Origin of the sequence: Marinobacterium sp. BA1 (assembly GCF_041155135.1) — a bacterium.
Taxonomy (GTDB): Bacteria; Pseudomonadota; Gammaproteobacteria; order Pseudomonadales; family Balneatricaceae; genus Marinobacterium; species Marinobacterium iners.
Genome location: NZ_BAAFHC010000001.1, coordinates 571013 through 595352 on the forward strand (window position 1 = coordinate 571013; position 24340 = coordinate 595352).

19 protein-coding genes are annotated in these 24340 nt (G+C 55.6%); 16 read left to right on the plus strand and 3 right to left on the minus strand.

Annotated features, from left to right (window positions below; all coding sequences use genetic code 11):
- The first annotated feature begins 103 nt into the window (after nt 1-103).
- The 6 genes from ACAM29_RS02885 to ACAM29_RS02910 all read left to right on the plus strand — a co-directional run bounded on the left by ACAM29_RS02885 (nt 104) and on the right by ACAM29_RS02910 (nt 8744).
- Complete coding sequence (locus tag ACAM29_RS02885; protein ID WP_369623148.1) at nt 104-835, plus strand: 5-oxoprolinase subunit PxpA; 732 nt, start codon at nt 104-106, stop codon at nt 833-835.
- Nucleotides 832-1527, plus strand: coding sequence for a 5-oxoprolinase subunit PxpB (gene pxpB, locus ACAM29_RS02890; RefSeq protein ID WP_242529974.1), 696 nt, complete (start codon nt 832-834; stop codon nt 1525-1527). Before ACAM29_RS02885 ends, pxpB begins: the two co-directional genes overlap by 4 nt.
- Entirely contained in the window at nt 1517-2437 is a 921-nt protein-coding gene (locus ACAM29_RS02895) for a biotin-dependent carboxyltransferase family protein (RefSeq protein WP_206834691.1), read from the plus strand. The genes pxpB and ACAM29_RS02895 overlap by 11 nt, the downstream gene beginning before the upstream one ends.
- A 129-nt stretch (nt 2438-2566) precedes the next feature.
- Nucleotides 2567-7426: an NAD-glutamate dehydrogenase gene (locus ACAM29_RS02900; protein WP_369623149.1), complete on the plus strand. Its 4860-nt coding sequence runs from the start codon at nt 2567-2569 to the stop codon at nt 7424-7426.
- Nucleotides 7427-7648 carry a DUF2835 domain-containing protein gene (locus tag ACAM29_RS02905; RefSeq protein ID WP_091823756.1) on the plus strand — a complete coding sequence of 74 codons (222 nt, stop codon included), beginning with the start codon at nt 7427-7429 and terminating at the stop codon, nt 7646-7648. It begins immediately after the preceding gene.
- A gap of 67 nt (nt 7649-7715) precedes the next feature.
- A complete protein-coding gene (locus ACAM29_RS02910) occupies nt 7716-8744 on the plus strand; it encodes a quinone-dependent dihydroorotate dehydrogenase (RefSeq protein ID WP_206834689.1) in 1029 nt (342 codons plus the stop codon).
- A 59-nt stretch (nt 8745-8803) separates the two neighbouring features.
- Here ACAM29_RS02910 and rmf read toward each other — a convergent pair whose 3' ends face one another.
- Nucleotides 8804-9010, minus strand: coding sequence for a ribosome modulation factor (rmf, locus tag ACAM29_RS02915; protein WP_091823749.1), 207 nt, complete (start codon nt 9008-9010; stop codon nt 8804-8806).
- A gap of 327 nt (nt 9011-9337) precedes the next feature.
- On the opposite strand from rmf, the gene rlmKL reads away from it, so the two are divergent.
- The gene (gene rlmKL, locus ACAM29_RS02920; protein WP_369623150.1) at nt 9338-11491 is read left to right on the plus strand and encodes a bifunctional 23S rRNA (guanine(2069)-N(7))-methyltransferase RlmK/23S rRNA (guanine(2445)-N(2))-methyltransferase RlmL; all 2154 of its coding nucleotides are present in this window, start codon (nt 9338-9340) and stop codon (nt 11489-11491) included.
- A 232-nt stretch (nt 11492-11723) separates the two neighbouring features.
- Nucleotides 11724-12935: an ammonium transporter gene (locus ACAM29_RS02925; protein ID WP_206834686.1), complete on the plus strand. Its 1212-nt coding sequence runs from the start codon at nt 11724-11726 to the stop codon at nt 12933-12935.
- 53 nt (nt 12936-12988) lie between these two features.
- On the opposite strand, the gene ACAM29_RS02930 is transcribed toward ACAM29_RS02925, so the two are convergent.
- Nucleotides 12989-13471 carry a peptidylprolyl isomerase gene (locus ACAM29_RS02930; protein WP_369623151.1) on the minus strand — a complete coding sequence of 161 codons (483 nt, stop codon included), beginning with the start codon at nt 13469-13471 and terminating at the stop codon, nt 12989-12991.
- A gap of 268 nt (nt 13472-13739) precedes the next feature.
- Between ACAM29_RS02930 and ACAM29_RS02935 the strand changes: the two genes are divergently transcribed.
- The 6 genes from ACAM29_RS02935 (at nt 13740) to ACAM29_RS02960 (ending at nt 21262) form a co-directional block, all read left to right on the plus strand.
- Entirely contained in the window at nt 13740-14690 is a 951-nt protein-coding gene (locus ACAM29_RS02935) for an NAD(P)/FAD-dependent oxidoreductase (protein ID WP_369623152.1), read from the plus strand.
- Between the two features lie 63 nt (nt 14691-14753).
- Entirely contained in the window at nt 14754-15686 is a 933-nt protein-coding gene (locus ACAM29_RS02940; protein ID WP_354405895.1) for a MoxR family ATPase, read from the plus strand.
- On the plus strand, nt 15679-16647 hold the full coding sequence (locus ACAM29_RS02945) for a DUF58 domain-containing protein (RefSeq protein WP_369623153.1): 969 nt from the start codon (nt 15679-15681) through the stop codon (nt 16645-16647). Before ACAM29_RS02940 ends, ACAM29_RS02945 begins: the two co-directional genes overlap by 8 nt.
- Complete coding sequence (locus ACAM29_RS02950; protein WP_369623154.1) at nt 16644-18641, plus strand: transglutaminaseTgpA domain-containing protein; 1998 nt, start codon at nt 16644-16646, stop codon at nt 18639-18641. Before ACAM29_RS02945 ends, ACAM29_RS02950 begins: the two co-directional genes overlap by 4 nt.
- Nucleotides 18641-19327 carry a M48 family metallopeptidase gene (locus tag ACAM29_RS02955; RefSeq protein ID WP_369623155.1) on the plus strand — a complete coding sequence of 229 codons (687 nt, stop codon included), beginning with the start codon at nt 18641-18643 and terminating at the stop codon, nt 19325-19327. Before ACAM29_RS02950 ends, ACAM29_RS02955 begins: the two co-directional genes overlap by 1 nt.
- A gap of 120 nt (nt 19328-19447) precedes the next feature.
- Nucleotides 19448-21262: a methyl-accepting chemotaxis protein gene (locus tag ACAM29_RS02960; RefSeq protein WP_091823724.1), complete on the plus strand. Its 1815-nt coding sequence runs from the start codon at nt 19448-19450 to the stop codon at nt 21260-21262.
- A gap of 10 nt (nt 21263-21272) precedes the next feature.
- On the opposite strand, the gene ACAM29_RS02965 is transcribed toward ACAM29_RS02960, so the two are convergent.
- Entirely contained in the window at nt 21273-22070 is a 798-nt protein-coding gene (locus ACAM29_RS02965; protein ID WP_091823722.1) for a response regulator, read from the minus strand.
- Nucleotides 22071-22309: 239 nt separating this feature from the next.
- On the opposite strand from ACAM29_RS02965, the gene ACAM29_RS02970 reads away from it, so the two are divergent.
- Together ACAM29_RS02970 and ACAM29_RS02975 are read left to right on the plus strand one after the other, a co-directional pair.
- Nucleotides 22310-23497: an MFS transporter gene (locus ACAM29_RS02970; RefSeq protein WP_369623156.1), complete on the plus strand. Its 1188-nt coding sequence runs from the start codon at nt 22310-22312 to the stop codon at nt 23495-23497.
- 3 nt (nt 23498-23500) lie between these two features.
- Nucleotides 23501-24340 carry a class II glutamine amidotransferase gene (locus ACAM29_RS02975; RefSeq protein ID WP_369623157.1) on the plus strand — a complete coding sequence of 280 codons (840 nt, stop codon included), beginning with the start codon at nt 23501-23503 and terminating at the stop codon, nt 24338-24340.

Here is a 24340-nt window from a genome sequence, read left to right on the forward strand (position 1 = left end):
CCGTCTGGGGGAGTTACCCGGGCGGGCTTGATGGTTATCCAAAACAGTTTTCGCAACTGCGACCTTATCGGTTGCAGGGACCTTTTACAGCTGGAGATCAGAGATGAAGCTCAATTGTGACATGGGTGAGAGTTTCGGCTCATGGAGCAAAGGCATGGATGCGGACGTGATGCCCTATATTGATATGGCGAATATTGCCTGTGGCTATCACGCATCAGACCCCCAGACGATGGACGCGACCGTAAGACTCGCTTGCGCGGCAGGGGTGATGGTGGGGGCCCATCCGGGGTATCCCGATCTGCTTGGATTCGGGCGTCGAGACATGGTGTTGATGGCCGACGAGCTGCGCTTGATGACGGTCTATCAATTGGCGGCGCTGGATGGCATCTGTCGAGTCAACGGGACTCGGATTCAGTACGTCAAACCTCATGGTGCCCTTTACAATCGTATGATGGTTGATCAGCAGACACTGGATGCATTGATGCAGGCCGTCGCAGACTACTCGATAGACTGCCCGCTGGTGGTGATGGCAACGCCGGAGGCTGATGATATTCGAAGGCGGGCTGGCCATTATGGGCTGGAAGTTTGGTTTGAGGCTTTCTCGGACCGGGCCTATGACGACCATGGTCGCCTTGCCAGTCGACACCTTCCCGGTGCCGTCCATACCACGACAGAAGCGATTGAGGCTCAGGTACTTCAGATCGTTGAGCAGGGAACCGTCACAACGTTGGGAGGGCATCGGATCCCGATCAAGGCCGATACCATTTGTATCCACGGCGACAGTGAACATGCGGTTGCAGCGGCGCGTCATATACGTGAGGTTGTGGGCTCATGATTCGGATGCAGGCTGTTAACGAGAACACCTGGATCATTTATCTGGGTGACGAAATCAGCGACGCGGTAGCGGCTCGCGTGGCGCAGTTGACACACAGCATTCGCGCGACTCTGGGGCCAGGTCTGATCGATATCATTCCGTCCTATACCAGTGTGCTGGTCAATTTTGACCTGCAACAGGCAGACCGATTCGCGATTGAGTCGCGATTGAATGCCGCGGTACGCCAGATGCAAAGTCTGGCCGCTCAGGAACTGGACGCCGATGAGATTGTGTTGCCGGTCTATTATGGCCCCGAAGCGGCGCTGGATATGGCACAGATCACCCGGGAGTGTCAGCTCAGCACGGATGAGGCGATCCGGTTGCACTCCGAACAGCGTTATCGTGTCTACACCATTGGCTTCAGCCCGGGCTTTGCCTATCTGGGCAATACCCCCGAGGCACTCCGGGTTGCACGAAAAGCCACACCGAGACTCAAGGTGCCCGCGGGCAGCCTGGGTATCGCGGATAACCAGACGGCCATCTATCCGACTCAAACACCCGGCGGGTGGCAGATCATCGGCCGAACGCCACTGGACATGATCGACTGGAGCCGTGACACCCTGACACGGGTAAAGGTTGGAGACTGGGTTCGCTTTGAGCCGATTGATCGCGACACGTTTCTGGAGATGGGAGGGCAGTTGGATGAGCTTTAAGGTGATTGATCCCGGTGCCATGGCGTTGATTCAGGATGGTGGTCGCAAGGGTTTTCAGCATTTGGGAGTGACAACGGGCGGTCCCATGGATGAGTACGCCTTTGACTGGGCCAACTGGTTGCTGGGCAATACGAGAGGAGCGGCTGCCCTGGAAATCACCTATGGATTGGTCGTGCTTGAAGCGCAGGCTGACGTGACCATCGCCCTGACCGGTGCAGACCTGGGGGCCACCCTGAACGGTAAACCGCTGTTGCCTTGGCGGGCCTGTCAGGTAAGCGCGGGGGATCGGCTGAGCTTTGCAACCCCGGTCAGCGGGTTGAGGGCCTACATAGCCATGCCCGGTGGCATTAAGGCCGAGCCTCGGCTTGGCAGTGTGGCAACGGTGGTCCGTGAAAAGGTCGGCGGCCTGGATGGGAGTGGTCAGTCGCTGAAAAAGGGAGACACTCTTCAGTCCACATCTCCTCACCCAAATGCCTTGCGTCACATGCCTGACTGGGCTGTACCGGATTATGGCGCGCCTCTGCTGTTGGGGGTAATACCGGGTTATCAGTTTGAGTGCTTCTCAACAGTGCAGCGCATGAAGTTTTTCAGCAGTGATTATATGGTTACGTCCAATATTGATCGAATGGGGTACCGGCTTAAAGGAGAGGCGGTCATCAGTGAACAGTCCGGCATTATTTCCGAGGGTATTGCTCTGGGAGCCATACAGATTCCTCAGGACGGCCAGCCGATTGTGTTGATGCGAGATCGGCAGACAATTGGTGGATATCCCAAAATCGGCTGCGTGTTTTCGCTGGACCTTGCCAAACTCTCCCAGCGCAAGCCCGGTGACAGTGTTGCGTTTACATTGATGGATGTAGCAGACGCTGAAAACAGGCGGGTTTTATATGATCACCAGTTTAGGCTTTGATGTGGCTTGAATATCAACATGTGTATTGACTTAGATTGATCCGTTTTGAGCGTCTATTATGAAGAACATCAGTAGCTGATAAAGCGAAAAGCTCAGCTTGTTTGCGGAATAGAATAATTGAGGATCTATATGTCCCGGCAACGTGCAGACAGCAAAACCGAACTCATGCAGCAACTTAAAGCGACCATTCGGCAGCGGTTGCCCAAGGAGCGGGCAGCACCACTTGGAAGCTTCGTTGATCACTTCTTTGCCCATGCGGCAGATCAGGATCTTGGCAGCTGGCGCCTCGATGATCTTTATGGTGCCACACTGGCGATCTGGCACTTTCTGCAGCAGCGTTCTGCAAGTGAAGAGATCAAGGTCAGGGTGTTCAATCCTGACTTTGAACGGCATGGCTGGCAGTCGACCCACACCGTTATCGAGGTAATGCAGCCGGATATGCCCTTTATTGTTGACTCGCTGAGGATGGAGCTGAACCGTCGAAACCTTACCATTCACGCGATCATCAATACGGTTTTCAGCATCCGCCGGGACAAGAAGAAAGGTGAGCTGCAGGAATTACAGCCGCGTAATGTGGCGTGCAAGGGCGGTGAACCCGAATCGCTGGTTGTCATTGAAGTGGATCGTCATACGGATCCGGCTCAGCTGGAAGAGCTGCGTAAGGGCTTGCTTGAGGTGCTGGGTGAAGTCAAGGCAGCGGTAACGGACTTTGATGCCATGCTGGCCAAGGCGCATGAGCTGCTTCAAGAATATCAAAAGATTCCCGAGGGACTGGAAGAAGAGGATGTTGTTGAAGCCCGCGACTTTATTTCATGGCTGAAAAACCATTTCACCTTTCTAGGATACGATGAACTGACCCTGACCGGCGAAGGCAAAAGCCGCCAGCTGGAGCCAGTATGCGACAGCTGCCTGGGTCTGTTTAAACAGCAGGATGGCAGTTGCCATCCGGGTGTGCTGCCATCAGGTGATCGAGAGGATGGCGGGTTTACGCTGATTCCTGATCTGATGTCATTTACCAAGTCATCCCGGCGCTCACGCGTGCATCGGCCAGCCTACCCTGACTACATCAGCATCAAACGGTTTGATGCCGAGGGGCAGCTGGTAGGTGAGTCACGTTTTCTGGGACTTTATACGTCATCGGTCTATCTGCATGGCGCCACCGATATTCCTGTCGTCAGGCGCAAGATCAACGCAGTCATGGAACGCTCAGGCCTGCACAGGCAAGGGCATGACTGGAAAGAGCTGAAACAAATTCTCGAAATTCATCCGCGAGATGATTTGTTTCAGGCAAGTGTTGAAGAGCTGTTTGATACCGCCATGGGGATTTTGCAGATTCATGAGCGACGTCAGATCAGGCTGTTCCTGCGGCGTGATTATTATGGCCAGTTTTTCTCTGCGCTGGTGTATGCCCCGCGTGAGGTGTACAGCACCGATTTCAGGCAGCGTGTTGAGCGTATTTTGCAGCAACAGCTGGGCTGTGATCAGGCTGAATTCACCACCTATTTTTCCGAATCCGTTCTGGCCCGTACCCAATTCATTCTGCGGACCAGCAACCATCAGGAAGTTACTCGAGAGTTTGATGTAGTCGATCTTGAGCGGCGTATCACTCAGGCGGCCAGCAGCTGGAACGAAGAGCTGTACGCGGCGCTGGTCGAAAGTCTGGGTGAAGAAAAGGGAATAAAAACCTACAACCATTTTTGCAGCGGTTTTTCGGCGGGCTACCGGGCGGACTTTTCACCGCGTGCGGCGGTGGTCGATATTCAGTATATCCGTCGATTGACCGAAGACGCGCCGATTGCACTGAGCTTTTATGAAGCGCTTGAGCGTGAGCCAGATGAATTGAACTTCAAGCTTTACCATTTTGGACAGGCGCTGCCGCTGTCAGATGTGCTGCCGGTACTGGAAAATCTGGGTCTCAGAGTTATCGATGAACACCCCTACCAGGTGGAAACAGACGGACGCTGTATCTGGATTCACGACTTCAATCTGCGCTACACCGGCAAACAACAGGTTACGGCCGAAACTATGCAGAACCTGTTCGAAGATGCTTTCCTGAATATCTGGAACGGCAATACCGGTAATGACGACTTCAACAAGCTGGTGCTTGGGGCGCAGCTGCACTGGCGTCAGGTTGCGCTGCTGAGAGCCTATGCCGGCTACATGAAACAGATTCGCTTTCCGATCAGTCAGGAAGCGATCAGTCTGGCGCTCAAACATCATGTGGCGCTGGCACGACTGTTGGTGGAGCTGTTTGCTGCACGCTTCGACCCTGACAGGGCCGATCCCAAACGGGAAGACAAGTTGGAAGCGGATATTCTTCAGGGGCTTGAAGAGGTCGCCAGTCTGAACGAAGATCAGGCAATCCGTCAGTATCTGGCACTGATACGTGCCACATTAAGAACCAACTTCTACCAGCAGCTTGGTGGTCAGCCCAAGCCCTATCTGTCGTTAAAGCTTTCGCCGCGTGATATTCCTCACGTGCCCGAGCCTCGGCCCTTGTTTGAAATTTATGTGCATTCTCCGCGGGTGGAAGGGGTGCATCTACGCGGTGGCAAGGTTGCCCGCGGCGGGTTGCGCTGGTCTGATCGCCTGGAAGACTTCCGTACCGAGGTGCTGGGGCTGGTCAAGGCTCAGCAGGTGAAGAACGCGGTTATTGTTCCTGTCGGTGCGAAGGGTGGCTTTGTCGCGCGACATCTGCATTCGGATATGAGTCGTGAAGCCTGGATGGAGGAGGGCGTAAGCTGTTATCGCACCTTTATTCGTGCCCTGCTGGATATAACCGACAATCTGATTGAGGGTGAGGTCGTACCTCCCAAGGCAGTCGTACGCCACGACGAAGACGATACCTATCTGGTTGTGGCCGCGGACAAGGGCACTGCAACGTTCTCTGATATCGCCAATGAAATTGCCGCCGATTACAATTTTTGGCTGGGTGATGCCTTCGCCTCCGGTGGCAGTCAGGGGTATGACCACAAGAAAATGGGCATTACCGCACGCGGCGCCTGGGTATCGGTAGAGCGGCATTTCCGTGAGTTGGGACTGAATACGGCAAAAGAGCCGTTCACATGCATTGGGATCGGTGACATGTCTGGCGATGTGTTTGGTAACGGCATGCTGCGCTCGGATCAGATCAAATTGGTGGCCGCGTTCAATCATTTGCATGTTTTCATCGACCCTGACCCGGACCCCGCGGCTTCATTCAAGGAGCGTCAGCGTCTGTTTGAGCTGCCACGCTCGGGCTGGGGGGACTATGACGCCAAATTGATCTCCAAAGGCGGTGGTATCTTTAATCGCAGCGCCAAGTCGATCAGTTTGACGCCAGAAATCAAGCGGTTGACCGGTCTGACTTCAAGCCGAGTTACACCCAATGAGCTGATCTCGGCCCTGCTGTGTGCCGAGGTGGATCTGATCTGGAACGGTGGTATCGGTACCTACATCAAGGCCAGCGATGAAGCTCATGCCGATGCGGGTGACAAGGCCAATGATGGCCTGCGAGTCGATGCGCCGCAGGTCCGCGCGCGCGTGGTTGGAGAAGGGGGTAATCTGGGGCTGACCCAGCGTGCGCGTATGGAGCTGGCATGCAATGGCTGCCGCCTTAATACCGATTTCATTGACAACGCAGGTGGCGTTGACTGCTCCGACCACGAAGTGAATATCAAGATTCTGCTGAATCAGCTGGTGGCCAGTGGTGATATGACCGCACGCCAGCGTAATAAGCTTCTCAGTGACATGACTGATGATGTCGCGGAGCTGGTGCTACAGAACAACTACCGTCAGGTACAGGCAATTTCACTGGCGGAGGCGCGTTCTGCAAGCTCCATGGCTGAGTACAGGCGCTTTATCAATGCGTTGGAATTTCAGGGGAAACTCAAACGCAAGCTGGAATTCCTGCCGACAGATGAACAGTTGGCCGACCGGCAGAACAATCGTCAGGGGTTCAGTCGACCGGAACTGTCAGTGCTGGTTTCCTACAGTAAGGCTGATCTCAAGGAGCTGTTACTGGCGTCTACGGTGCCGGATGATCCCTATCTGGCGCAAGAGCTGGCCACGGCCTTTCCTGCACGAATCTGCAAAACCTATTCTGATGCCCTCAATGAACATCGACTGCGCCGCGAGATTATTGCCACTCAGATCGCAAATCAAATGGTCAATCTTATGGGCATCAATTTTGTTGATCGCTTGCTGACCTCTACGGGAGCCGACATAGAGCATGTGGTACGTGCCTATGTTTTGGCTCGGGATATTTTCAATCTGAAGCCGCTGTGGCAAGAGATTGAAGGGCTTGATTACAAGGTTAAGGCCGATGTGCAGCTTGAGATGATGCATGATTTGCAGCATTTGATTCGGCGCGTGACGCGCTGGTTTGTTCGTAACCGTCAAGGTACGCTCGACTGCGCCAAGGAAGCCGAACATTTTAGCCCCTGCTTGGTGAAATTGGTGCCTGAGCTGGGCAACCTGCTGAGTGGGCAGCCATTGGAAGTGTGGCAGAGTGCACATGACCGTTATGTCGATGCAGGCGTTCCCGAGAAGCTGGCGCAGCGTGTCGCTGGCTCAAGAGCATTGTATCCGCTGCTGGGCATCATAGAAGTGGCGCATGACTGCGAAGTGTCTGTAGAACTGGCAGCAAAAGCACATTTCAGCATGGGTGATGCGCTTGAGTTGCAATGGTTCAGCACTCAGCTAAACGATCTGGATGTGAACAGCTACTGGCAGGCTCTTGCGCGGGACAGTTTCCGTGATGATCTGGATACTCAGCAACGCGCTCTGATTGCGACCCTGTTTGCCCCAAAAGGCAAGCTGGACCAGTCGGGGCTGGAAGCGCGCCTGGATGCCTGGCAGGAGCAGAATCAGCCGCATGTGGAGCGCTGGCTTAACATTTTGACCGAGTTGAAAAATGCCAGTGTTCAGGATTACGCAATGTATACTGTCGCCACACGAGAGCTGGCCGATCTGGCCCGCTGCAGTAGCTTGACGGAATCCAGTGGCTAGATGAACGAAATAATTGTTGATCTCAGGATCAGCAGTGAAGAATTCTTGAAAGTGTATCGGGGCCCGTCCCGGGTGGTATCAACCCGCGCCCGGGACGGTCGTCGAGTACAGTTCCCGGCCAATATTCTGCGCCCCTGGCTGCTGCATGAAGGCATCAGGGGCACCTTTCGCATCCGCTTCAGTGACGCAGGCAAACTGGAGGATATCCAGCGCTTGAGTTGAATGGTGTTCATAACCCGGCCGCTCGCCTATAATGTGGCCTCAGTTTATAACCACCTCAGTGACTCTCATGCTCTACGACCTCGCACGCGCACTCATGTTCAGGCTGGACGCCGAAACCTCGCACGAACTGGCATTGGGTAGTATGAACCTTGCTGCCTCTCTGGGTTTGCCTCGCCTGTTGGGTGCTCAGCAAATTTCGCTGCCAACCAAGGTGATGGGCATTCGCTTTCCCAACCCGGTTGGGCTTGCGGCGGGTCTGGACAAAAACGGTACCGCCGTCGATGGCCTGGCTGCCATGGGCTTCGGCTTTATTGAGGTGGGTACGGTAACTCCCAGGCCACAGCCGGGTAATCCAAAGCCTCGACTGTTTCGGATTCCGGAGCACGATGCCATTATCAATCGTATGGGGTTCAACAACGCAGGCGTTGATCAGCTGTTGAAGAATCTTGATCGCAGCCGGTACAAGGGTGTTTTGGGCATCAATATCGGCAAGAACAAGGATACTCCGAACGAGCAGGCGGATCAGGACTATCTGGTTTGCATGCGCAAAGTGTATTCCCGTGCCAGCTACATTACGGTCAATGTTTCATCGCCCAACACGCCGGGCTTGCGTACACTGCAGTTCGGAGATTCGCTGAACAGTCTGCTGGATGCTCTGAAAACCGAACAGGCCAGGCAGGCCAGTCTGCATGGACGTTATGTACCCATTGCGGTCAAGATTGCTCCGGACATGAATGACGAAGAGCTGGGGCTTGTAGCCACCGCTCTCAAAACCTACGAGATGGATGGTGTGATTGCCACCAACACTACGCTGTCACGCGAGGGGGTTGAAGACAGCCCACTGTCGGATGAGGCGGGTGGCTTGAGTGGCGCACCGGTACGCAATCGTTCTACTGAGGTGATCAGGACACTGGCTTCACATCTGGATGGTGCTCTGCCGATCATCGGTGTGGGGGGAATTACCGAAGGCTTTGATGCTGCCGAGAAAATCGAGGCGGGCGCCAGCCTGGTGCAGATCTATACCGGATTCATCTATCGTGGGCCGTCACTGGTACGGGATTCGCTTGAAGCAATTGAACAGCTTAAGCGAGGTTGAACCCGGCGGCAGGCCTGCGAGCAGGCCTGCCGTTCAGATTTAAGAGGTGAGTTGCACCGTCAGTGCATTGAAGGGTTGTGTTGGATAGCAGAAACGCCGGACATTCCACTCCAGTGCGCCTCACGTCCTTCGCGCCAGCCACTCATCCAGTGACTGCGCAGCTCAACTGTCTGGACTGGGCATTCCTCACGGGAACGCCCGTTGATGCCAGCCATGAATCCACGATTAAACAGAGTAGAGGTACGATCCCGTTTCTGTTTCTTCATACTTTGCGCCTCACATATTCTGATTATACTGTCCCCGACGTTAAGGTAACTGCATGGAACGGGGATGCGCTTTACGGTTTTCTGTCGTGACGTCACACCCCTATTGATATCTGAAAAAACAGGCCGTGGCGATTTAAATAAACTATGTTGTTACAGTGTTGTAATAAAATTTATCCGAGCGCAATTGCAGCATCGGTTATTAAATCAAGTGCTTAATCCGAATTGCTGCAGTTGCGGCGCTTGAATGAATATTTTTCACTTTCATGACAGGTCGTTACCTGCAGACAGTAAAACATCGTCATGACCAGGTCGGAGCTATTCCAGACAATGCAACTTTTCATCACCTGTCCCAAGGGGCTGGAAAATCTGTTACAGGACGAACTGACTCAGCTGGGTGCTGCCGAAGTACGTCAGACCGTCGCGGGTGTGTCCTGTGAGGCCGAACTTGCAACCGCTTACCGCATCTGCCTCTGGTCTCGGCTTGGTAACCGGGTGTTGATGCCGCTGGCAGAAGGTGAGGTGCCGGACGCGGATGCACTGTATCAGCTGGTACAGACCGTGGACTGGCTTGAGCATCTTCGTCCCTCCGGCACTCTGACGGTGGATTTTAATGGCCGTTCTGACGCGATCAACAACACTCACTTTGGTGCACTGAAAGTCAAGGATGCCATTGTGGATCAGATTCGCTCTGCAACTGGACAGCGTCCGAGTGTAGAGCGCAACCAACCCGATCTGCGCATCAATGTTCACCTGCAGCGTAACCGGGCTACGGTGGCACTTGATCTGTCTGGAGACAGCCTGCACCGGCGCGGCTACCGCCTCAAAGCCGGTGCGGCACCGATGAAAGAGAACCTGGCCGCTGCCGTGTTGATTCGGGCGGGCTGGCCCGCCGCTGGCTTTGATACGCTACTTGATCCCATGTGCGGCTCAGGTACTTTGCTGACGGAAGCGGTACTGATGAGCGCCGATATCGCGCCTGGCCTGTTTCGACAGACATTTGGTTTCAGTCGCTGGCCGGGGCATGATTCCCGTCTTTGGCAGCAGCTGGTTGAAGAAGCCCGCCAGCGTCGTGAAACCGGTCTGTCAAAGGTACAGGCGCAGTTCTATGGTTTTGATGCCGATGCCAGTGTGCTGTCACGGGCTGAAGAAAACGCCCGCCGTGCCGGTGTCGCTGAACTGATCCGATTTGAACGCCGGCCACTGAATCAGTTACAGAGGCCAGAGGGAGGCGCCAAAGGCCTGCTGATTACCAATCCACCCTATGGTGAGCGCCTCGGCGAAACCCAGGAGCTGATGTTCCTGTACCGTTTGTTGGGCGAGCGACTGAAACAGGACTTTGCCAACTGGCAGGCTGCTGTATTTACCGGCAACCCTGACCTGTGCAAGGTGATGAAGCTACGGGCGGAGAAACAATACCGGCTGTTCAACGGCACCATCGACAGCAAACTGCTGCTGTTTACCGTACATGAGCAATCGGAAGAGCAGCGTGAGGAAGCCCGGCAGCGGCTGGAACAGGGCAGTGAGACCGTTGCTTTGTCCGAACAGGCGCAGATGTTTGCCAACCGCCTGAAAAAGAATCTGAAACAGCTGTCCCGGTGGGTGAAGCGAGAGTCGATCAGCTGCTACCGTGCCTATGACGCTGACATGCCCGAATATGCCGTCGCCGTGGATATCTATCCAGACCACGCGGTGGTTCAGGAATATGCACCACCTGCGTCCATTGATCCGGTCAAGGCGTTCTCGCGACTTCAGGATGTGATGCTTGCCGTTCCGCAGGTGCTTGAACTGCCGCCGGAGCGGGTGGTTCTGAAGCAACGCAAGCGTCAGCAGGGCCAGCAGCAATATGAGCGCCAGGACCAGACCGGCCATTTCATGACAGTCATTGAGCATGGCTGCAAGCTGCAGGTTAATTTGCACGATTATCTCGATACCGGTCTGTTTCTTGACCATCGCCCGGCTCGGCTCAAAGTACAGCAGTTGGCGGCGGGCAAGGATATGCTGAATCTGTTCTGCTACACCGCCAGTGCCAGCGTACATGCCGGTGTGGGTGGGGCACGCAGTACCACCAGTGTGGACCTGTCTCAGACCTATCTGGACTGGGCTCGGCGCAACCTGGAGCTGAATGGCCTGCCGAAGGCGCAACATCAGCTGATCCGCTCGGACTGCTTGCAGTGGCTGCAGCAACCGCACCAGAATCGCTATGATTTGATCTTTATGGATCCGCCCACTTTTTCCAATTCGAAGCGGATGGATGATGTGCTGGATGTGCAGAGAGACCACGTGCAGCTGATCAAGGGTGCGATGCAGCTGCTGCGTGATGATGGTCTGCTGATTTTCTCCAATAACTACCGCCGTTTCAGTATCGATCGTGAGGCGCTGGCGGACTTTGAAATCCGGGATATTACGGCCCAAACACTGGACCCGGACTTCAAGCGCAACGCCAGAATTCACAGTTGCTTTGAAATTCGTCATCGTCGCTGATGCACTGCCACGGGGCTTTTATCGCCCGACTGCACTGAACTGGCACAAAAACTGCTTGATTTTGCACCAATGCTCTGCACGGCGCTGGTGCAAATTGTACACATTGGTGCGTAAGCCCAGTCACCACGCCGTCTGAGCCATTCAACTTACTTCGGGTGTTGATTCAAGCGGTGCTGTATTGCGGTGCAGTTGCCTCTTGATGGTGCACCCGTCAACAGACGGAGGGGATCGAGTGGAATCCATCAGCAGTGCAATCTCGCAGCTGTCGCAGAGTGCCAATACTCTGTTTATCCTGTTGGGCGCCGTTTTGGTATTTGCCATGCATGCCGGCTTTGCATTTCTTGAAGTGGGAACGGTACGTCGCAAGAACCAGGTCAATGCACTGGCCAAGATCATGAGTGATTTTGGCTTTTCAGCGCTGGCATACCTGTTCGTAGGCTATTGGCTGGCCTACGGAATCACGTTCTATGACAGTGCTGCCGTGCTATCCCGCGACAGCGGCTATGAGCTGGTAAAGTTTTTCTTTTTAATGACCTTTGCCGCTGCGATTCCTGCCATTATCTCGGGTGGAATTGCCGAGCGGGGTCGCTTCTGGCCGTTCTTGATAGCCTCAACTCTGGTCGTTGGGCTGGTATATCCGTTGTTCGAGGGTATTGCCTGGAATGGTAATTTTGGTGTTCAGGCCTGGCTGGAGGAGCGCTTCGGGGCACCGTTCCATGATTTTGCCGGCTCTGTTGTGGTGCACGGTGTTGGTGGGTGGTTGGCACTGGTTGCAGTACTGTTGCTGGGCATACGTCATGGTCGCTACAAGGGGGGCCGGCTGGTTGCATTCCCGCCGTCGAATATTCCGTTTCTGGCACTGGGTGCCTGGATTCTGTGTATTGGCTGGTTCGGTTTCAACGTCATGTCGGCTCAGACGCTGGATGGTGTGTCCGGTCTGGTGGCAATGAACAGTCTGATGGCGATGGTTGGCGGTATCGTGAGTGCGCTAATTGCGGGGCGCAATGACCCGGGCTTCATTCATAATGGCCCGCTGGCGGGTCTGGTGGCTGTCTGTGCCGGATCTGATCTGATGCACCCACTGGGCTCTCTGGTGGTCGGTAGTGTGGCCGGTGCGCTGTTTGTGTGGACGTTTACACTGATACAGAACCGCTGGAAGATCGATGACGTGCTGGGGGTGTGGCCGTTGCACGGCTTGTGTGGTGTCTGGGGAGGCGTTGCCGCCGGTATCTTTGGCAGTGAAGCACTGGGTGGGCTGGGCGGTGTCAGCCTGGTTTCACAGCTGCTTGGATCTCTGCTTGGGGTTGTGATTGCAGTGCTGGGTGGTCTGGTGGTCTATGGTGCCATCAAATCATTGGTGGGTCTGCGTTTGACTGCTGAGGAAGAGTTCAATGGCGCGGATTTGAGTATTCACAAGATTGAAGCAACATCTGACGATCGTTGAAAACAAAAATGCCCGGCATGGCCGGGCATCCTGATCAGTGCTGAGCTCCGAACTCAGTGCTGGTGTCCACCGGCACCGTGAACGTGACCGTGCTCAAGTTCTTCTTCAGATGCTTCACGTACTTCAACAACTTCTACGTCAAAGCTCAACGTCTGGCCTGCCAGCGGGTGGTTGCCATCCAGCGTGATGTTCTCGCCTTCAACCTTAACCACAGTCACGGGCTGTTCACCCCAAGGGGTCTGAGCCATGAACTGCATGCCCACCTGTACATCATCGATACCGGCAAAGGCGCTGCGATCAACGTCCTGAACCAGCTCTTCGCGCATAGGACCATAGCCTTCGTCAGGCTCAACGGTTACCTGCAGGCTGTCACCCACGGCCTTGCCGAGCAGGGCATTTTCCAGTCCCGGGATGATGTTGCTGGCGCCGTGCAGGTAGGCAAGTGGCTCTTGGCCATTGGAGCTGTCCAGCACGTTGCCTTCTGCATTGGTCAGAGTGTAGTGGATGGATACAACGGATTTGTCAGCGATCTGCATCAGGGTCTCTCCTGGTGATGCGGAGATGCGTCGATGCACAGGCTCCCGGTCGATCAACCCCTGCCAGTGATGACACAGGGCTCAGCGAGCCGAAAACAGGGCAGCTTGGCAGGGCTCCCGGTTGGTTTGGGGCAACATGCTAACGGCCCGGCAGAGCAGGTGCAACCCGCAGCGGCCTTCAGGCATGATCTCAAGCGACCAAAATGGCGTAGTATGAAAAATTTTGTAGAACATCAAGGAGCATTGGTCGGTGAAGCGGGGAGAACGGGTGGCAATTATAGGTGCGGGGCTTGCTGGTGCGCTGGTAGCTGAAGGACTGCATCGCTTTGGAGCGCAGGTAAACGTTTTTGACAAAAGCCGGGGTACTGGTGGTCGTCTGGCAGCCGCGAGGTTGGGTGAGCTGAGCATGGATCTGGGAGCGCCCGGGCTTAACCCATCTCAACGCAGTGCGCTGGCGGCGCTGTTGCCGGGAGCGTCAACGCCACCCCTGTCCCACTGGCAACCCATTGCTGTGGATTTCAATCTGAAGCCTGAGGCGGCTAAACAGCTTTGGATGGCCCAGCCACGCAGCAGTGGTCTTACCCGCGCCCTGTTGAACGGGATTGAGCTCAATACCCGTGTCCGTATTGCTCGGATCGGGTTTTCGGATGAAGCGGGGTACGTTCTGGAAGATGATACTGGTACCGCTCAAGGTCAATTCGACAGAGTCGTAATCGCCACACCGGCCCCTCAGGCAGTATCTCTGCTTGAGTGTGAGCCTGCGCTGCAGCGGGCCGTTCGAACAGTGGAGATGGAACCCTGTTGGATATTATTGCTGCAGCTTGAGCAGAGACCTGATCGGCTGGCACAGGTAGAATGGCTGGAGGGGGAGCATTCCTTGCTGCAAAGGGTCTGGCGCGATGGCAGCAAGCCCGGTCGCAGTGGCGAAACCTGGGCGGTTGAGGCCAGAGCTGACTGGAGCAGGCGTCATGTTGGTGATACGCCCGAGCGGGTTCAGGCTGAATTGTTACAGGCGTTTTCGGCGTTGTGCATGCAGCCGGCTAAACCGGTTCAGAACCGTATTCATCGCTGGCTTTATGCCCATGCCGGACAGCCGGTGCTGTCATCATTCTGCAGTGATGATGCCCGTGTACTGGTCTGTGGTGACTGGGTGGCTGGTGGCGGCATCGAAGGCGCCATCGCGAGTGCTCGTCAACTGTTGGAGCAGATCCGTTCCTGAGCTATGCTGGTTCAAATGGAGGCTCTGCAGTTAGACTGTGGTTATGACAGGGAGGAGATAACTGTGACTGATCAACTGCGACACAAGGTGGAAAATGCACTGAGCACGCTGGGACAGGTGTTGTTGGGCAAGGATGAGCAGCTGCGCCTGGCACTGACTTGCCTGCTGGCAGAGGGGCACTTGCTGATCGAAGACCTGCCCGGTATGGGCAAAACCACTCTGGCGCATGCCCTGGCGCGCGTGTTGGGGCTGGACGACAAGCGAATTCAGTTCACCAGCGACATGCTGCCGGCCGACATCCTCGGTGTGAGTGTTTTTGAACCCGGCAAGGGCAGTTTCCGCTTCCATCCTGGCCCGGTTTTCACCCAGCTTCTGCTGGCGGACGAGATCAACCGCAGCACCCCCAAAACCCAGTCTGCACTGCTGGAGGCGATGGAAGAGGGGCAGGTCAGTATTGAGGGTGAACGTTATCCGCTGCCTGAGCCTTTTTTTGTCATCGCGACCCAGAATCCATCTACCCAGTACGGCACCTTTCCATTGCCCGAGTCCCAGCTTGATCGGTTTCTGATGCGTATTGCCCTGGGTTATCCAGCCCCGGATGTTGAACGGCGCCTGCTGACGGGCGGGGATACTCGCCAGCATTTGGGGGGACTGCCACAATGCTTGACGCCAGCTGAATTGTCACTGGCTCAGGCAGCGTGCCGTGATGTACATGCCTCTTCCAGCTTGATTGACTACGTGCAGCGTCTGTTGCAGTACACCCGTGATGCGCCCGGCTTCAGTTATGGCGTTTCACCTCGCGGCGGGCTGGCTCTGTTGCGCTGCGCGCGCTGCTGGGCCTGGCTGGATGGGCGAGATCACCTGGTGCCGGAAGATGTTCAGGCGGTACTCGAAGCGGTGGTCGGTCATCGCGTGCGGGCAGCAGAGGATGTGGCGGGTCATGAAAGCCGTCGGCTGGTGTCAGAGCTGATGGCGGAGGTGGATGTTCTTGGTTGACACACTGCGATCACGGCTACAGGGACGTGTTCGACGCTGGGCGCTGAAGCGCTACCCGCGCAGTCGCAGTGTGACACTGACCCAAAAGCGCATTTTCATTCTGCCTACCCGCGCCGGCGCCGGTTTCATGTTGCTGCTGCTTATGTTGTTGATAATGGGCGTCAACTACGAAAACAACCTGATCTATGCCATCACCTTTCTGGCAGCCGGGGTATTTCTGGTCTCCTGCCTGCACACTTACAGCAACCTGGCCGGCATAAAGTTGCAGGCACTTCGTGGCAACAGCTGTTTTGCAGGTGAGCAGGCCGGTTTCGAGCTTGAACTGGATCATCAGGCTGGGCGGCAGCCTGAGCAGATACGATTGCAGTTTGAGCAGGGCAGCCCTCTTTTGATTGATCTGGAACACAGAGGTCAGCGTCTGGAGCTTTTCTGTGCTGCACCTGAGCGAGGCTGGTTGGATCCCGGTGGCTTGAAGCTGGAAACCTGTTTTCCGCTGGGATTGTTCAGAGCCTGGACCTGGGTCAGCCTGGAGCTGCAGGCACTGGTTTATCCCAAGCCTCTTGGGGGAGAGCTTCCGGCTCCTGATGGCGGCGGCCAGTCGGGTGAAACCGGCTTGCAAAAGCGGGATGGCACAGATGATTTCACAGGTCTTGAACAGTTTCAGCCAGGGATGTCGCTGCGTCAGATTGACTGGAAAAGCTATGCCCGCGGGCTGGGTCTTCAGGCCAAGCAGTTTGGAAGTCAGCAGAGCCCGGATATCTGGCTGGACCTTGAGGCCTGTCCAGGAAATCTTGAGCAGCGTCTGTCGCGCTTGACCTACTGGGTGCTGGAACTGTCCAGACGAGAGCAGCGCTTCGGACTCAGGCTGGGAGCCCTGGAGCTGCTCCCCGAGCAGGGTGACAATCATCGCTATGAAGCTTTGAAGCGACTTGCGCTGTATGGTCGTGGAGGTCGAGTATGAGGCACGTCCAGATAAGTCGAAGTGCGGTGATCCTGCAGCTCGTGACCTTTGTTGCTGTGCTGCTGCCCCATCTGAACTGGTTGCCAATCTGGACCACCCTGTTGGCTCTGGCCATGGTGGGTGCACGACTGATGATCCATACCGGCCGCTGGCCCTTTCCTCACTGGCTGATCAAGCTGGCACTGATCGCCGCCAGCACCGTTGGCCTGATTATCAGCTTTGGTGGCAATGCGGGTCCTGAAGCGATGGTCGCACTGCTGGTTTTGGGACTGGCACTTAAACTGATCGAGATCTATCATCGCCGTGATGCGCTGATTTTGCTGTTTGTGGCCTTGTTTGTACTGGCGACGGCGTTTCTGTTTCATGAAAGTGTCTGGGTCGCCGCGTACGTATTGCTGGTGGTCTGGCTGTTGCTGGCTGCCCTGTGTGCCATTCACCAACGACCGGAACGCACGGAATGGCTGCCACCCTTCAAGCGTGCCTTTGGGTTGCTGCTGCCGGCACTGCCACTGATGTTGGTACTGTTCCTGCTGTTTCCGCGACTGGAGCCTTTCTGGTCAGTGGAGATCAGCTCTCCGCGTGCCACCACCGGCTTGTCAGACAGTATGAGCCCTGGTGATGTGAGTGACTTGGCGCTGTCAGATGCGCTGGCGTTCAGGGTGAGTTTTGATGGCAATCAACCACCTGCTCCAGCTCAGCGTTACTGGCGAGCGCTGGTACTGGGCCAATTTGATGGCCGAAGCTGGCGTCAGGCTTCGCTGGATCAGCGCAAGCAATTGCGAGAGGAAAAACTGATTACGGAGGCTGAGCCGCAGGGGTATGAAATCGTGCTGGAGCCCAGTGGCATGCCCTGGCTTATGGCGTTGGACTTGCCGATGGCTCAGGCTCAGGCTCAGGCACAGGGGCAGCGGATGACGCCGTTCAAAACACTGGTGAGCAATGCTCCATTGGAGCGGCGTACTCAGTATCGGCTTGAATCGGTGCAGGATTATCGGCTCCAGCCTCTGCTGACACAGCAGGAGCAACAACACTATCTGCAGTTGCCGCAAGTGGGTAATGATCGCAGCCGGGAGCTGGCAAGACAATGGCAGCAGGACAGCAATGGCGAGCCTGAGCTGTTTATTCGTCAATTGATGAATTATTTCAACCGTGAATTTGAGTACACCTTGGCACCCGGGGTGTTGGGGCGTGACGGTATCGATCAGTTCCTGTTTCAGACGCGTCGTGGTTATTGTGAGCACTTTGCTGGTGCCAGTGTCTTTCTGCTGCGCTCAGCCGGGATTCCGGCTCGGGTGGTCACCGGTTATCAGGGTGGGGAGTGGAACCCTTACGAGAACTACCTGCAACTGCGCCAGTACGATGCCCATGCCTGGACCGAGGTGTGGCTGGAAGGGCAGGGGTGGATACGGCTTGACCCGACTGCAGCCGTGGCACCGGAGCGAATCGAATCCTCCGCGGTACAGTATTTTCAGCAGCGGGGTGATACCGCATTCAGCGGCGGGCGTGGTTTCAGGCTGCAGGCTGAGTGGGCTCGCCAGCTGCAGCAACGCTACGAAGCCTTCAATTTTGCCTGGCATCGATGGGTATTGAACTACCAGAGTCAGCAAACGGATCTGCTCAAGGACTGGTTGGGTGGATTGGACTACTGGCGCATGATTCTGGCTCTGATGCTGCCGGCTACCGCCGTTGTGGCAGCCGTTATGGGCTGGCAATTGCGTCAACGCCTCCGAGCGGGTCGCAGGGATCCCTTCGAACGCAAGTTGCAACGGTTACAGGCCGTGCTGGGGCAGCAGTTTGAACCGCGTCAGCCCTTTCAGTCCCTGACAGGCTGGCTCCGGGTTCTGGCTACTCAATGGCCAGAGCAACAGGGCAGGCTGGAGCAACTGGCCAGGCTGGACGAACGGCAGCGCTATGCTCGTGACAGCGATCAACAGCTGCGCCAACAAATGTTGCCGCTGGTTGATCAGTTGCTGCGCGCAGCGCGGGAGCGGTGATGACACACGCTTACCAGCTGATCCGCAGCCGCAAGCGTAAAACCCTGGGCATTCGCATCCGTGATGCCGAAATTCAGGTGCGTGCTCCAGCCGGTGTCAGTCGAGATGAAATTGATCGATTTGTACTCAGTCGCAATGACTGGATCAACCGTCACTTGAGTCATCAGCGGGAGCAACTCAGCCGGTATCAGATCCAGATTAATCAGGGTGGTCGCGTCATGTTGGATGGACGCTGGTTGGCACTGGAGTGGCAGAGAGCCGCCCGAAACGATGTGCGTCAGCTGCCGGAACAATTAAAACTGACCCTCTCGGCTCGGGTGCGCCGTGAAGAGCGTGAGGCCGTGCGAGCTCTGCTGCAGCAGTGGTTTCGGGTCGAGGCTGAAGCGCGTTTGATCCCGCGCTGTCAGGAATTGGCCCAGATAACCGGATTGATACCGGCGAGCATTAGCATCGGCAGCTGGCGAGCACGCTGGGGACAGTGCTCCTCAAAAGGTGAAATTGGTCTGAACTGGCGTTTGTTGCAGCTAGAGCCCAGGCTTCAGGATTACGTCATTCTGCATGAGTTGTGTCACCTGCAACAGATGAACCATGGTCCGCGTTTTCATGCTCTGCTGGCGCATCATTGCCCCGCACACATTCAATTAAGAGCTGAGTTGGCTCAATATACTGTCTGTTTGAACTGGTAGTCTTGATACCTAAGGAGGATGGCACCTCGCTTGTATCTGTGGCCAAAATAGGTCACTTCGTCGCAGGAGGCCGCAAAGCGAGCCATCCCCTGTGCCTATAACGATAAGAAAGAGTGTCTGATGAGTCTCTATACAGCTATTGAGAAGGCCGCTTTCAATACATTGACCAAAAAAATTGTGGGCAATGTCATCTTCCTGCTGTTACCCCATCTGGTTCTGATTCTGGTTGGCATCTATTACGCTGCCGAGCTGCGCCAGCTGCTGCACAGCCTCGATCTGAATGAAACCCAGCTTGGCGCGATCGAAAGCAGTCTTATTGCCTTGATGTTTGCGACCGGTACCACTGTAACGCTGGCGCTGCTGGCGGGCATCTTCACCATCTTTTTCATGCGCCATCTGTTTCTGCGCCCGATTCGTGAAATTACGTCGGTGCTGCGTGCAATCAAGGAGGAAGATGGTGATATTTCAGCCACCTTGCCGGAATACACCCATGATGAAATTTCCGAAATGGCGGCGGCCTACAACGAGTTTTCGGCCAGTCTTAAACGGATGATCGCCGAGAGTCAGCGCCGCTCAGTGAGCGTAGCGCTCTGCGCAACGCGACTGCAGAAGGTGGTGATTCAGGCGCATGCTTCGGCGGAGCGTCAGGAGGGACAGGCCCAGCTGGTATTTCAGTCCAGTCAGGAGTCGACCCAGGCGATTGACGAGATCGCCCAGAGCACACTCACCATCAGTGAACAGAACAACAGCAACATGCAGGAAGTGCATGGCTCCAGCGAAGAGCTCAAACGGGTTCAGGAGCAGGTCAAGGCGGTGTGCGATCTGGCGGTTGGGTTCCAGCAAACGGTGGACAAGCTCAGCGAGAATTCTGGCAATATCACCAGTATTCTGTCCATGGTGAAGGACTTTTCCGATCAGACCAACCTGCTGGCCTTGAACGCATCCATTGAGGCCGCCCGTGCGGGCGAGGCGGGGCGTGGTTTTGCTGTCGTGGCAGATGAGGTGCGCAACCTTTCACAGAAGGTCAGTGCCGCTACCCAGCAGATTGACAAAAACATCAGTGAAATGGCGGGTCTGGTCGAGAGCACTCGCAGCAGTGCCCACAATATTCTGGAGTACGTCGAGAACACGGATCAGTTCATTGTCAGTACCAATGAACAATTTGCCCGCATGGTACATGACTTCGAAGAGGTTAACGCACAGCTGACCGGTATCAGTGCCGCCATTGATGAACTGTCACACACCAACCGGGAATCGCATAGTCATGTGCGTGAGATTACCGAGCTGTCCGGTGGCATCCGTGATGAAATGGCGCAATCGCGCACCTATTCTGAAGAGCTGGAAATCTCGACGGAAGAAACCCAGGAGCTGCTGTCACGTTTCATTATCGGCTATGGTGGTTTTGAGCGCATGATTCAGACCGGCAAGCACTGGGCACAGGAAACCGTTGACGCGATGCAGAGGCTGCAGGCCGAAGGCGTGAATCTGTTCGATCACAACTACCGCTGTACCAACAAGGGGCAGAAGCCTGAGAAGTTCGACTGCAGCTACACCAACCGCTTTGAGCAGGCGCTGCAGCCTTTGTTTGACCGTTTTATCACCGAGCGACCCGAGTTTATCTATGCCATTACGGTGGACAAGAATGGTTATGCGCCGGCACACCACTCCAAGGTTTCGAAGCCTCTAACCGGGAATTTTGAGGTTGATAACCTGCAAAGCCGCAATCGGCGCATTTTCAATGGCAATCGTGCCGAGAAGCGCCGGGCTTCTCACACTTCACCGTTCCTGCTGCAGACCTTTGTACGTGATACCGGTGAGGTGCTGAATGATTTGTCGATTCCGATCTACCTTAATGGTCAGCACTGGGGGGCACTGATCATGGGCTTTAACCCTGAGCAGTTGTTGCGGGATACGGAAGAGAAAACGGTGAACTGATCTTTAAAGATCAGTTCACCGCTACCAGCTGACGCACCAGCTGCTTGAGCATGTCGTAGTTGAGCGGTTTGTTGCAAATGGCAGAAACCCCGGCACTCTGAACAGCAGCCAAACGGCTTTGATTCTGCTCAGAGGTGATCATCATCACCGGAACAGTCGGCTGATCGCTGTAGTGGCGAATATGCTCTACCAGCTCCAGACCATCAATATTCGGCATGTTGTAGTCAGAGATCACCAAATCAAAGCGCTGCTGTTTCATTATCTGCAGTGCTTCGGCCCCATCTTTGGCTTCAATGACATTATTGATCCCGATGGCGTTCATGCTGCGGCGGACAAACTTGCGTGACATGACACTGTCATCCACCACCAGCACCTGCATGTCTTCCAGCTCATCATTATCCAGCGGTTCGGTTTCCTGAGTATCGCGTATATAGTGCATGGTGTTGCGCAGGGCGACTTCCAGTTCTTCACGCCGAAACGGCTTCGGCAGGATGGCGATGGAGCCGGCTTGGCGAATCGGCTCCAGATAGCGGTAGTGGGTTTCCGAAGAGATCAACAGGAAGGTCACGTCGGTCAGCTCGGCGCTGGCACGCATGCGGGTTACCAGCTCAGTGCCGGTCATGTCCGGCAGATGCATGGAAGAGACAACGATATCCGGCACTACATGTTGCATCCGCTCAAGCGCGGGACCGGCCTCTTCAAATGGCTCAATCTCACGTAGCCCGACGTCTTTGAGCATGTCGATGATGATATGCCGTTGAAGTCGTGAGGGCTCAATTACCAGTACCAGAAGTTCATCGAGGTTCATATCAGTTCAATCCATTCTGACTTGAATCAGTCCCAGACCCCGGTCGTGAGTCTGATGTTCAGCTTTTATCTACAGTATACAGGGGGAACTGCCTGTGTTTAGTGTCTCAGATTATCAACATTAGTGCCGCCTTTTCCGTATTTTTTTGCCCCGGCTTGGCTCAGGGCTCCGCTACGGCTTGCATCAAGGGGGGAGATCGCCGTTAAATAGCTGGCTTTGGTCTTGGATGGAATAAGTATATGAATCGCCATGTCTGGTTATTGGCACTCTGTCAGGCATTGTTGAACACCGGCAATGTGTTGCTGGTATCGGTCAACGCCCTGATCGGGCTGCAGCTCGCACCGGCCAGTGAGTGGATTACGCTGCCAGTGGCGTTTCAGTTCATAGGTCTGATGCTGGCGACCATTCCCGCTTCTCTGATCATGCAGCGTATCGGGCGGCGCAACGGCTTCTTTCTGGGCAACCTGATAGGCTTCAGCGGTGCTTTGCTCTGCCTGTTGGCGCTGCAACAGCGTTCGTTTGTGCTGTTCTGTACGGGTACTGCCCTCCTTGGGGTGGGCATCGGCTTCGGCATGTTGTATCGCTTTGCCGCCGTTGAGGTGTGCAACAAGGGCTATGAAAGTCGTGCCATCTCCATGGTGATGGTCGGAGGTGTGATCGCCGCCATTCTGGGGCCCAACCTGGCGGTACACAGCCGCGACTTCGAGTTCGGCGCCGATTTCAGTGGTGCCTTTGCCGTACTCGCCGGGCTGTATCTACTGGCACTTGTACTGCTGACGCAAATTCGAATTCCGCCGATGCAGCAGGGAACGAATGGCGAAGTAAGGCCGTTGCGGCAAATCCTGCTGCAGCCAAGGTTTTTGCTGGCGGTGATTGTGGGCATGACAAGTTATGCGGTTATGAACCTGCTGATGACAGCAACTCCGCTGGCGATGGATCGTTGTGGCTATGCCTTTTCCAGTGCAGCCAACGTCATTGAGTGGCATGTGTTAGGCATGTACCTGCCATCCTTCTTTACTGGCCAGCTTATTCGTCGTTTTGGCGAAGTGCGCCTTATGCTCTGTGGTGCGATCATCATGCTGGTGTGTATTGGCATCAACCTGCACGGTGTCAGCGAGTGGCACTTCTGGAGTGCGCTGTTCCTGCTGGGTCTGGGCTGGAACTGGATGTTCATCTGCGCAACCTCTTTCCTGACCAGGGCCTATCGGCCGGCTGAGAAGGCGCGGACTCAGGCCGCCAATGAATTTCTGGTATTCGGGACGGTCACCTTTTCGGCGCTGGCAGCTGGCTGGCTGGAGTCCAGCCTGGGCTGGCAGGCGATGAACGCCTTGATGATCCCGGTAGTGGGTTTTACCCTGTTGGCAATCCTGTTGCTGGAGCCCTTGCGTCGACAGCAGGAAGTTCCGCAACCAGCTGGAGTATCCTGAATCATGTGTGAGCTGCTGGCGATCTCAACGGCTGAACCTGTGCATTTGTCACTTTCACTGGAACGCTTTGCTCGTCATGGTGGGTTGGAAGGTCCTCATGGCGATGGCTGGGGTTTTGCTTGGTATGAGGGAGCAGATGTCCAGCTGATTCGTGAAGCGGCCGCTTGTGCTCACAGTGAGACGGCGCACTGGCTGCGGGAGCGTCATCGACCTTCAAGTCTGTTTGTCGGCCATATACGGCATGCCACTCAGGGCGAACTGGCACTGCGCAATACCCAGCCGTTTCAGCGAGAAGCCTCAGGACGCATGCACCTGTTTGCACATAATGGTGATCTCAACCAGTTCATACATAACCCCAAGCGTTTTCCCACTGGTGGTTACCGTCCCGTGGGTGAAACCGACTCCGAACGTGCCTTCTGTGTACTGATGAATCGCATCAGTGCCGTTTGGCAGGATGGGCGTCCCGATCCGGAAGTACGACTGGCGGTGGTGGCCGATTTTGCGGCACGCATGCGCCAGCTCGGTACGGCCAACTTTCTCTACTCAGACGGAGAGCTGTTGTTTGCCCACAGTGACCGCAGGCGTCAGGCTGATGGCACTGTTTCGGCGCCAGGACTGCATCTGCTGGAGTGTGACGAGAGTGGTAACGCCCATATAGACGGTATCGAGATTGAACCGCTGCGTAACAACCCCGGCGTAATGCTGGCAAGCGTGCCTTTGGATGGACGTAGCTGGCAGCCATTGCCTGAAGGAGAGGTGATGATGTTTCGCGATGGGGTGCTGCTGGATCAGTGCCCGCGCCTCTCTCTTTGGAATGAGGCACGGGAACAGCTGGAATACTGA